Origin of the sequence: Marivita sp., from assembly GCF_020055635.1 — a bacterium.
GTDB lineage: Bacteria > Pseudomonadota > Alphaproteobacteria > Rhodobacterales > Rhodobacteraceae > Marivita.
Window position 1 is genome coordinate 195,866 of record NZ_JAIPUT010000002.1, and the last position, 10,148, is coordinate 206,013.

9 protein-coding genes and 1 pseudogene are annotated in these 10,148 nt (G+C 63.9%); 9 read left to right on the forward strand and 1 reads right to left on the reverse strand.

Features of this window, described 5'->3' with window-relative positions:
* The first annotated feature begins 52 nt into the window (after nucleotides 1-52).
* The 8 genes from pyk (at nucleotide 53) to LCF60_RS02245 (ending at nucleotide 8,062) form a co-directional block, all read left to right on the forward strand.
* Nucleotides 53-1,498, forward strand: coding sequence for a pyruvate kinase (pyk, locus tag LCF60_RS02210; protein WP_292289373.1), 1,446 nt, complete (start codon nucleotides 53-55; stop codon nucleotides 1,496-1,498).
* A 34-nt stretch (nucleotides 1,499-1,532) separates the two neighbouring features.
* Complete coding sequence (locus LCF60_RS02215; RefSeq protein ID WP_292289374.1) at nucleotides 1,533-1,754, forward strand: hypothetical protein; 222 nt, start codon at nucleotides 1,533-1,535, stop codon at nucleotides 1,752-1,754.
* Between the two features lie 128 nt (nucleotides 1,755-1,882).
* The gene (gene rpmI, locus LCF60_RS02220; protein WP_085628113.1) at nucleotides 1,883-2,083 is read left to right on the forward strand and encodes a 50S ribosomal protein L35; all 201 of its coding nucleotides are present in this window, start codon (nucleotides 1,883-1,885) and stop codon (nucleotides 2,081-2,083) included.
* Nucleotides 2,084-2,095: 12 nt separating this feature from the next.
* Nucleotides 2,096-2,461 (forward strand): 50S ribosomal protein L20, encoded by a 366-nt coding sequence (gene rplT / locus LCF60_RS02225; RefSeq protein ID WP_292285190.1) that lies wholly within the window; start codon nucleotides 2,096-2,098, stop codon nucleotides 2,459-2,461.
* Between the two features lie 165 nt (nucleotides 2,462-2,626).
* Nucleotides 2,627-4,426 (forward strand): NAD(P)/FAD-dependent oxidoreductase, encoded by a 1,800-nt coding sequence (locus LCF60_RS02230; protein WP_292289375.1) that lies wholly within the window; start codon nucleotides 2,627-2,629, stop codon nucleotides 4,424-4,426.
* A gap of 98 nt (nucleotides 4,427-4,524) precedes the next feature.
* Nucleotides 4,525-5,502, forward strand: coding sequence for a serine hydrolase (locus LCF60_RS02235; protein ID WP_292289376.1), 978 nt, complete (start codon nucleotides 4,525-4,527; stop codon nucleotides 5,500-5,502).
* 68 nt (nucleotides 5,503-5,570) lie between these two features.
* Nucleotides 5,571-7,055 (forward strand): fused MFS/spermidine synthase, encoded by a 1,485-nt coding sequence (locus LCF60_RS02240; RefSeq protein ID WP_292289377.1) that lies wholly within the window; start codon nucleotides 5,571-5,573, stop codon nucleotides 7,053-7,055.
* 98 nt (nucleotides 7,056-7,153) lie between these two features.
* Nucleotides 7,154-8,062, forward strand: a complete 909-nt coding sequence (locus tag LCF60_RS02245) for a DMT family transporter (protein WP_292289378.1) — start codon at nucleotides 7,154-7,156, stop codon at nucleotides 8,060-8,062.
* Between the two features lie 51 nt (nucleotides 8,063-8,113).
* On the opposite strand, the gene LCF60_RS02250 is transcribed toward LCF60_RS02245, so the two are convergent.
* Entirely contained in the window at nucleotides 8,114-9,268 is a 1,155-nt protein-coding gene (locus LCF60_RS02250) for an OmpA family protein (RefSeq protein WP_292289379.1), read from the reverse strand.
* Nucleotides 9,269-9,584: 316 nt separating this feature from the next.
* On the opposite strand from LCF60_RS02250, the pseudogene LCF60_RS02255 reads away from it, so the two are divergent.
* Nucleotides 9,585-10,148, forward strand: a pseudogene (locus LCF60_RS02255) (phenylalanine--tRNA ligase subunit alpha); the annotation flags it as partial.

The following is a 10,148-nucleotide window of genomic DNA, read 5'->3' on the forward strand; positions in this document are numbered from 1 at the left end:
CCGAGACGGGGCAGGTCACCGCGCGGAACACGAGCGGAAGGACAGGGATCCGATGAGACGTTTGCGCAGTGTGAAGATCGTGGCCACCCTCGGGCCGGCCTCCAGCACCTACGAAGTGATCCGTGCGCTGCACGAAGCCGGGGCCGATGTGTTCCGCCTCAACATGAGCCATGGCAGCCACTCGGAGATCGCCGAGCGCCACGCGATCATCCGCCGGGTCGAGGAAGACTGCAAGAGCACGATCGGCATCCTGGCCGATCTGCAAGGCCCCAAGCTGCGTGTCGGCGTGTTCGCCAACGGCGAGGAAGACCTGGTCGAGGGCGCGGCCTTCCGGCTTGATCTGCTTGACGAAGAGGGCAGCGCGACCCGCGTGACGCTGCCGCATCCCGAGATCTTCGCGGCGCTCGAACCGGGCGCGCATCTTCTGGTGAACGACGGCAAGATCCGTCTCAAGGTCGAGGCATGCGGCACCGATTTCGCCGATTGCACCGTCCTCGCGGGGGGCACCATCTCGAACCGCAAGGGCGTCAATGTCCCCGACGTGGTGCTGCCGCTGGCCGCCCTGTCGGACAAGGACCGGGCTGATCTGGAATTCGTGTCCGACCTTGGCGTTGACTGGCTCGCTCTCAGCTTCGTGCAGCGCGCGCAAGACGTGATCGAGGCGCGCGAACTGTGTCGGGGGCGCGCGGCGATCCTGTCGAAGATCGAAAAGCCCGCCGGGGTGAAGGCTTTCGAGGAAATCCTCGAAGTGTCCGACGGCATCATGGTGGCCCGGGGCGATCTGGGCGTCGAGCTTCCGGTTCAGAACGTGCCGCCGATCCAGAAACGCCTGATCCGCCGCTGCCGCGCCGCCGCCAAGCCGGTGATCGTGGCCACCCAGATGCTCGAATCGATGATCGAGTCGCCCATGCCCACACGGGCCGAGGTGTCGGACGTCGCCACCGCGATCTACGAAGGGGCGGACGCGATCATGCTGTCGGCGGAATCCGCCGCCGGGGATTACCCGGTCGAAGCGGTGACCACGATGAACAACGTCGCCGAAGAGGTCGAAAGCGATCCGACCTATACCGAGATCATCGAAGCCTCCCGCGCCGCCAAGCGGGCGACCGTGGCCGACGGGATCGTCGCCGCCGCGCGCGAGATTGCCGAGACGACGGACATCAAGGCGATCTGCTGCTTCACGTCCTCCGGCACCACGGCGCTGCTGACCGCGCGGGAACGTCCGCGCGTGCCGATCATCGCCATGACAAGCTCGGTCAACACGGCCCGGCGCCTGGCGCTGACATGGGGCACCGAATGCGTCATCACCGGCGAACTCGAGCGCTTCAAGCAGGCTGTGGTGAACGCGGCGCGCGCCGCCCGGGCGCGGGGCTATGCGGATGCGACCGACCAGATCCTCGTGACCGCAGGTGTGCCGTTCAACACGCCGGGCACCACCAACATCCTGCGTGTGGCGCCCTGCGACGAACGTTTGATCTACAACACGGATCCGGAGTAAGCTTTCCCTCACGTAATGAGTGAGGGAAGGGTGAATGAACCCGGATACTTTTTTTGTGATCGGCCTCGTGCTGAGCGTCCTGTCGATTCCGGCGGTTGTCTCTTCAATCTCGAACGGGGACCGTCCGCGCATCGCGACGATCACCCTCATGGTGGCGGGGGGCATGATCGTCTGGGCGATCAGCAACAAGCCGGGGGGATATCCGATCGAATCCATCCCCCGGGTGGTCGCACAGGTCCTGTCGGACTTCACCTGAGAGGCTTGCCGGCGCAAAGCCTCTTGCATCGCACGACGTCCCCGCCTATACGGCGCGCTCTATCCGCGTGGCCGGTCGAAATGGCATACCGAGTCGCGCGTTCACCGATCTGATGACAGGAGACGGAAATGCCGAAGATGAAGACGAAGTCGAGCTGCAAAAAGCGGTTCAAGGTGACGGCCACGGGCCGCATCAAGGCAGGTCAGGCCGGCAAACGCCACGGCATGATCAAGCGCCACAAGAAGTTCATCCGCGACGCGCGCGGAACCACCGTGTTGTCGAAGGCTGATGAGCAGATCATCAAGCCGATGATGCCCTACGCGCGCTAAGGAGGAAGAACCATGTCCCGAGTAAAAGGCGGAACCACCACACACGCCCGTCACAAGAAGGTCATCAAGGCCGCCAAAGGTTACTATGGCCGCCGCAAGAACACCTTCAAGGTTGCACGCCAGGCCGTCGACAAGGCGAACCAGTACGCCACACGCGACCGCAAGAACCGCAAGCGCAATTTCCGCGCGCTGTGGATCCAGCGGATCAACGCGGCCGTGCGGTCGCATGACGAAGCGCTGACATATTCCCGCTTCATCAACGGCCTGACATTGGCTGGCATTGAAGTGGACCGCAAGGTTCTGGCCGATCTGGCCGTACACGAGCCCGAAGCTTTCGGTGCGATCGTGGATCAGGCCAAGGGTGCTTTGGCCGCGTAAGCGACCCGAAGACCGGAATTTTTGAAAGCCCTGCCAGTTTGGCGGGGCTTTTTCGTTCAGGCACCGTGATCCGCAGCCCCGAGCGCCGCGCAACAGGACGAAAGTTTCCCTAGCGTAAATTGGCGCGGCTTGGCACTCTTACCCATAATTAAATGGGAGGAAATCATGCTCGACTCGACACTGGCTGACACAACGCAGGTTTTTCTCGATGAGTTCGGGAAAGCCCTCGAAGACGGCGACATTGCCCGCGCCCGCGATATGTTCGCGGATGACTGCTACTGGCGGGACCTTGTGATCTTCACCTGGAACCTCAAGACGGTGGAAGGCAAGGATCAGGTCGAGGATATGCTGACCCATCAGCTTGCCACGACCAAGCCGCAAAACTGGGCGCTGGCCGATGGTGAAGTCGTCACCGAGGATGGCGGCATCACAACCGCCTGGATCACCTTCGAGACCGAGCTTGCCCGCGGATTTGGCCTGATGCGCCTGCGCGACGGCAGGATCTGGACGTTGCTGACCACGATGGTCGAACTCAAGGGCTTCGAGGAACCCAAGGGCTTTGACCGGCCGCTTGGCGCCAGGCATGGTGCAGGAAAGAACCGCGAGACATGGGCCGAGGAGCGCGAACGCGAAGCGGCCGAACTGGGGTATGCGACCCAGCCCTACACTCTGATCATCGGCGGCGGGCAGGGCGGGATCGCGCTGGGTGCGCGGCTGCGGCAGCTTGGCGTGCCGACCATCATCGTCGAACGCAACGACCGCCCCGGCGACAGCTGGCGCAAGCGCTACAAGTCGCTCTGCCTGCATGACCCGGTCTGGTACGACCATCTGCCCTACATCAAGTTCCCCGAGAACTGGCCTGTCTTTGCCCCGAAGGACAAGATCGGCGACTGGCTGGAAATGTATACCAAGGTGATGGAGTTGAATTACTGGACCCGCACCACCGCCAAATCGGCCACCTATGACGAGGCCAAGAAGGAATGGACCGTCGTGCTGGACCGCGATGGCACGGAAGTCACCCTGCGACCCAAGCAACTGGTGATGGCCACCGGCATGTCGGGCAAGGCGCGCATGCCCGATTTTCCGGGCATGGAAACCTTCAAGGGCGAGATGCATCACTCCTCGCAGCATCCGGGCCCCGACAAATACAAGGGCAAGAAATGCGTTGTGGTCGGGTCGAACAACTCGGCCCACGACATCTGCGCAGCGCTTTGGGAACATGATGCCGATGTCACGATGGTGCAGCGGTCCTCGACCCATATCGTGCGCTCGGACACGCTGATGGAGATCGGTCTGGGCGATCTTTATTCCGAACGGGCGGTCAATGCTGGTGTGACGACGGAAAAGGCCGACCTGATCTTTGCCTCGCTGCCCTACGCGATCCTGCACGAATTCCAGATCCCGGCCTATGCCGCGATGAAAGAGCAGGACAGGGAATTCTATGACGGGCTTGAAAAGGCGGGCTTCTGGCTTGACTGGGGCGACGACGAGTCCGGTCTCTTCATGAAGTACCTGCGACGTGGCTCGGGCTATTACATCGACGTGGGCGCAAGCCAGCTCATCATCGATGGCGAGGTCAAGCTCAAGCGCGGGCAGGTGACCGAGATCGTCGAGGACGGGCTGATCCTCGACAGCGGTGAAAAGCTGGAAGCGGACCTGATCGTCTTTGCCACCGGCTACAATTCGATGAACGGCTGGGTCGCCGACCTGATGGGTCAGGACATGGCCGACAAGGTCGGCAAGGTCTGGGGGCTCGGGTCGGACACCACCAAGGATCCCGGCCCATGGGAGGGCGAACAGCGCAACATGTGGAAGCCCACCCAGCAGGAAAACCTGTGGTTCCATGGCGGCAACCTGCACCAGTCGCGGCATTATTCGCAATTCCTTGCGCTGCAACTCAAGGCGCGGATGGAAGGCCTTCCGACCCCGGTCTATGCGTTGCAAGAGGTGCACCACCTGTCTTGATGCCGAAAGGGTGGCCGGTCGGACGCGCCCGGTCACCTGCACGCAGACGTGATCGGGGGGCGCTGGACTCGCCGTGTCCGGACCTTAGACCCATGGGTATGATGGATCGACGTACATTTCTTGGCGCCAGCGGCGCAGCCCTGTATTTCCCCCATATCCTGCGTGCCCAGACTTCGGACCTGCGCAGCGCGGTCGAGGCGTTGCCGCAGCTGCACTCGCTTCAGATCAGCCGCGGCGACAAGACGGTGTTTGCCGAAGCGCCGCGCGGCCCGGGGCTCGACAGCCTCGCGAATATCAAGTCCTGCTCGAAAAGCATCGTCGCGCTGTTGCTTGGCGCGGCCATTGAGCGGGGGGAAGTGCCTGCGGTGACGGCTGCCCTGTCCGAAGTCGCGCCGTCGATCCTGCCGCCGGACGCAACCGAGGGCGCCGGGGACATCACGCTCGAAGATCTCGTCACCTTGCGTGCGGGGCTGGAGCGCACCTCGGGTCCGAATTATGGCGCATGGGTCAATTCCCGCAACTGGCTGGCCGATGCGCTGTCGCGGCCGATGGTGGCCGAGCCCGGCGGGCGGATGCTGTATTCCACCGGATCGACCCATATCCTTGGCGCCGCCCTGACCGAGGCCACGGGCAAGAGCCTTCTGGCGCAGGCCCGCGACCGGCTTGGTGAGCCGCTGGACATCGAGATCCCGCCTTGGACTCGCGATCCGCAGGGGTATTACATGGGCGGCAACAACATGGCGCTCCGCCCGACGGCGATGCTCAGGATCGCAATGCTGATGCGGGATGGTGGGAAATATGGCGCCCGACAGATCATCCCGGAAGACTGGATCGCCGCCTCGACGCAGCAGCATGCCCGGTCCCCATGGTCGGGTCTTGCCTATGGCTATGGCTGGTTCCTGTCGCCATCGGGATATACGCTTGCCCGCGGCTATGGCGGGCAGATCATCGCGGCGCACGCGGCACGCAATATTGCGGTGGCAATCACGTCGGACCCGAACCAGCCGGCGCGATCCGGTGGGTATTTCGGAGATCTGATGCGCCTTCTGGACGGACCGGTTCTGGCCTTGGCCTGACACGAAGATCCCTTGCCTTCGCCTGGCGGGCAAGCAACATGGGCCAGTTCCCAATCTGCGGAGTGAACATGCCCATGGCGCCCCTCTGGCTGCTTGTCGCCCTTCAGGCCACCGTGTCCGCAGCGTCCATGGTGGTCGAGATCGTCGCGGGGCGCATGCTCGCGCCCTATGTCGGCATGTCGCTTTACACATGGACCTCGGTGATCGCGGTTGTGCTGGCCGGGTTCTCGGCCGGGCATTGGTGGGGTGGGCGGCTTGCCGACCGTCCCGGCATCAACCCGATGGCGGCCACCGGCTGGGCGCTTGTTGCGGCGGCTGTGACTACCGCATTGGCAAGCGTCGCCCTGCGCGCCACGGCCGGGCCGATCCTGACGGCCTTGCCGCAACCGGTCTGGGGCATCACCGGGCTGACGTTCGCCGCGTTCTTCCTGCCGTCCCTGTTCGCGGGCATCCCCGCACCGCTGCTGACCCAGGTGTCGTTGGCCGGCCCGGCGCGTCAGGGTCAGGCGCTGGGCGCGATGTTCGCCTCCGGGGCCATCGGGGCGATCCTCGGGACGTTGCTGGCAGGCTTTGTCTTCATCTCGTGGCTGGGCAGCCTCTGGACGCTGGCGACGGTGACACTGGTCTATGCGCTCGGTGCGGCGCTGTGTTTCGCACTCGCCCGGCGTCTGCGCCTGCTTCACGGAGCCATCGTCGGCGGGCTGGCGGCGATGGGCGTGACGACGGCACTTTCGGACAGCCCCTGCACGGTCGAAAGCCGTTACTTTTGCCTGCAAACCGTCGATGTCTCTGCCGATCCGGCACGCCCGACGCGGGCGATGGTGATCGACCATCTTGTGCACGGAATCTCGGCGCAGGACGCGCCCGACGTGATGTTCACCGATCATGCCGCGATGCTGGATGCATTGACACAGCTTCGCGCGCCCAATGCAGACCCGTCCAGTTTTCTGATCGGCGGTGGCAATTATGCCCTCCCGCGCGCCTTTGCCGACCGGGGCCGAACCAGCATCACCGTGGCCGAGATCGACCCCGCCGTGACCGCGTTGGCCGTGCAGTCATTCTGGTTCGACCCGACGACCACGCATGTGCTCCACCTTGATGCCCGCCGTGCGCTTCTGACAAGGGACACCACCTATGACGTCATCATCGGGGATGCCTTCACCGACACCGCCGTGCCGCAACATCTCGTGACGCAGGAATTCTTCGACCTGGTCCGGACCCGCCTGTCATCCGACGGCAGCTACCTCATGAACGTGATCGACTACGCCGACCGGATGCAGGCGGTCGGCAGCCTGGTCGGAACCCTGCGCCGCGTGTTCCCGGTCGTCGAGGTCTGGACTGAGGCCCGCCGCCCCGCGCCGGGAGAACGCGTCGTCACGGTGATCGCAGCGGGACGATTTGAAACGCCGGTCGACAGCTTTACCGTGCCGGCCCCGACGCGCACGACATTTGCCGCCCTGGGGTCTGGCTTCGTCGACGAGCTTGCGGCGGCAGGCACCCTGCTGACCGATGATTACGCCCCGATCGACCGTCTTGTCGGTCCGCGCGACTGACGCGCTCTGCCGATGAGCCGCGCCGCGCCCGCTCAAACCCGTCGACTTGACGGTGGAAACATGTTCCTTGGCGTTCAGGTCGCACCGGGACAGACGCCATGAAAAGAGATACGGACAACGTGGTGTTGGGCATCCTAGTCAGCATTGCAGCGCTGCTTCTCTTCGATCTCATGGGGGTCATCATCAAGCACCTGTCGCCCCGCTATGGCGCGGCGGAGTTGTCTGCCTATCGCAACTTCTTTGGTCTGGTGCCCAGCGGCATCGCCCTCTGGATGAACTCGACATGGCGTCGCAGCGGCCGCAGCCTGAAGATCCGGCAATGGCGCCTGGCTGTGTATCGCGGCGCCGCCGTGACCTTTGCACAGGTCATGTTCTACATGTCGCTGGGTCTGATGGCCTTTGCCACGGCCACGACGATTTCCTATACGACGGCACTCTTCACGACCGCGCTGGCGGTTCCCCTGTTGGGAGAACGTGTCGGCCTTGCCCGGTGGTCTGCGGTGGCGATCGGGTTTGTCGGCGTGTTGATGATCATGCAACCCGGCACGGATGCGTTTTCCTGGCACATGCTGCTGCCTTTCGGGGCCGCTGCGCTTTACGCCTATTCGGGGGTCACCGCGCGCCTGATCGACCCCGAAGTGCCGACCGCGCTGTTCAATCTCTATTCTTCGGTTGTTGCCGCCCTGGGATCGTTTCTGCTGGCGATCCTGCTGGGTGGGTTTACGCCCTTGATCAGTGTGCAGGATCTCGGGTTGATCGTGCTCATGGGTCTGTTCGGCGGTTCTGCCGTGCTGTGCCTGGTGATTTCCTTTCGCATGACGGAGCCAAGCAATCTTGCCCCGTTCAGTTATTTCGGCATCCCCATCGCCTTTGGGCTGGGCTGGGTGTTCTTCGATGAGGCCCCCATCGACACGCTGATGCCGGGTGCCTTGCTGATCGTCGCAGGCGGTCTGATGATCGTGTACCGGGAACGCCGCCTGAGTCGCGCGGGCCTCGCGGCGCGCTGAAAAGGCGATGCCCAAGCACCGCCTTTGAAATCCTATTCACGCCGGACGAGATCAGTTCTCGAGGATCACGTCGAAATCGACCCGCCGCGCGCTCAGTCCCGGTTGTCCGGGCAGGATCTGTGGGGTGGAATGGGCCGCGATGATGATCTCGCCAGAGTCGAAGCCCGATCCCACCAGATAGCTCATCAGGGCGACCGCCCGCAGCCGTGCCGTGGCCGGTGTTTCGCCCGATCCCGGTTCGTCCGAATACTGACCGATCACCCGAAGCCGGGCGTCCGGGCACGAGCTTGCCTGTGCGGCCAGCTCGATCAGGGCCGGAATGCCCTCGGACGGCGCGGTGATGGACCGGGGCGAGTAGAACAGCCTGGTCTGGGCCACTGCTGCCTGAAGCTCTGCCGCACAGGCCGAGACAGTTTCGGTCCGCGGCTGCGGGGCTGTCGGGACCGGGGCTGTCTGACGAGACGCTTCGCGAATTTCGAATTCAACGCGGCGGTCATAATACCCTCTCGGTTGGCTGCCGGTTAGGCCCGAGGGCTCCTGGCTGCCCAGCCCGACCGCGGTGAACCGTGCGGTCTCGATCCCCGAGGCCGACAGACGCTTGAGCACCTCGTCGGCGCGTTTCTGGCTCAGTTGCAGGTTCGCGGCCGGATCCCCCGACGGGTCGGAATGGCCGGTGATCACGATCTCGACGCCGTGACAGTCCTGCGCCACCAGCCCGATCAGGCGGGCCTGCGCCATCCCGGCGTCTTCGGTCGTCAGCCCGCCGCTGGGAAAATAGATGCGTGCCCCGTCGGCCAGCACCCGCAGATCGTCGATGCAGGAGGTGTCCTGGGCAAGCTTGGCCTGCGCGGCCTTGAAAAAGGCGCCCGGATCGGCGGCAGGCGCGCTTTGCGGGTCCGGCGAGATCGACACCGGCAGCGGCTCGACCTCGGGGGCCGCGACCGGGTTTGGGGCCACGACGGCTGGCGCGATCGTGGTGGCAGCCTCTGGAAGGCGTTGCGACTGGATCACTGCCGCCTGAACGGCGGACACATCACCCGAAGCGCGCGCCGCAAGCCCCGCGCCTTGCTGGCCCAGGGCGACCGGGTTCTGCGTGATGCTGCGCGACACTTCCATCTCGTTCGGATCGAACGTCGTGTCGGTGTCCCGTGGTCCAAGTTGAATGACGCCCGTCGCGGCCAGCACGATTGCCACGGTTGGCGCCACCCATGGTAAATGTTCCTTCAAAATGCGTATCGACATGCTCTTTCCCCCGAATAAGCGCAGCACAGCGGGTGTTGTGTCACCCAACATATTGACAAATATCTGTGTAGTTCTGCTGAATTTGGTGTTTCCGTCAACATCTATGTCGCAGGACATAGCTGATCCCCTGCCTTTTTTGCGCACCTGTCGCCGTCCCACGTCAGACGGGGCAGTTCCGGAAACATAGCGACAAGACCCCGGCAGGACGTTTTGGGCTGCGCTTCATCTTGCAATCCCGGTATCCTGTGGTAGCAGACCCTCCTGAATTCAGGAGGGTGACATGGACGACCTGCGCCACAAATATTTGGATCTCATTGCCACCGCTGCCGACGAATCCGCGCTCGAGGACCTGCGCGTGCAGGCCGTCGGCAAGAAGGGCGAGATCAGCCTGAAAATGCGCGAACTGGGCAAGATGAGTCCGGAAGAGCGCCAGACGACCGGACCCGCCCTCAACGCGCTGAAGGACGAGATCAATTCGGCGCTGTCTGCCAAGAAAGCGGCGCTTGAAGACGCGGCGCTGGATGAGCGTCTGCGCGGCGAATGGCTCGACGTGACCCTACCCGGTCGGGGACGCCGCCAAGGCACGATCCACCCGATCAGCCAGGTCACAGAAGAGGTCACCGCAATCTTTGCCGATATGGGCTTTGCCGTCGCCGAAGGGCCGCAGATCGACACCGACTGGTACAATTTCGACGCGCTGAACATCCCCGGCCACCACCCCGCGCGGGCGGAAATGGACACGTTCTACATGCACCGTGCGGAAGGCGACGACCGCCCGCCGCATGTGCTGCGCACCCACACCAGCCCCGTGCAGACCCGGTCGATGGAAAAGCAGGGCGCGCCC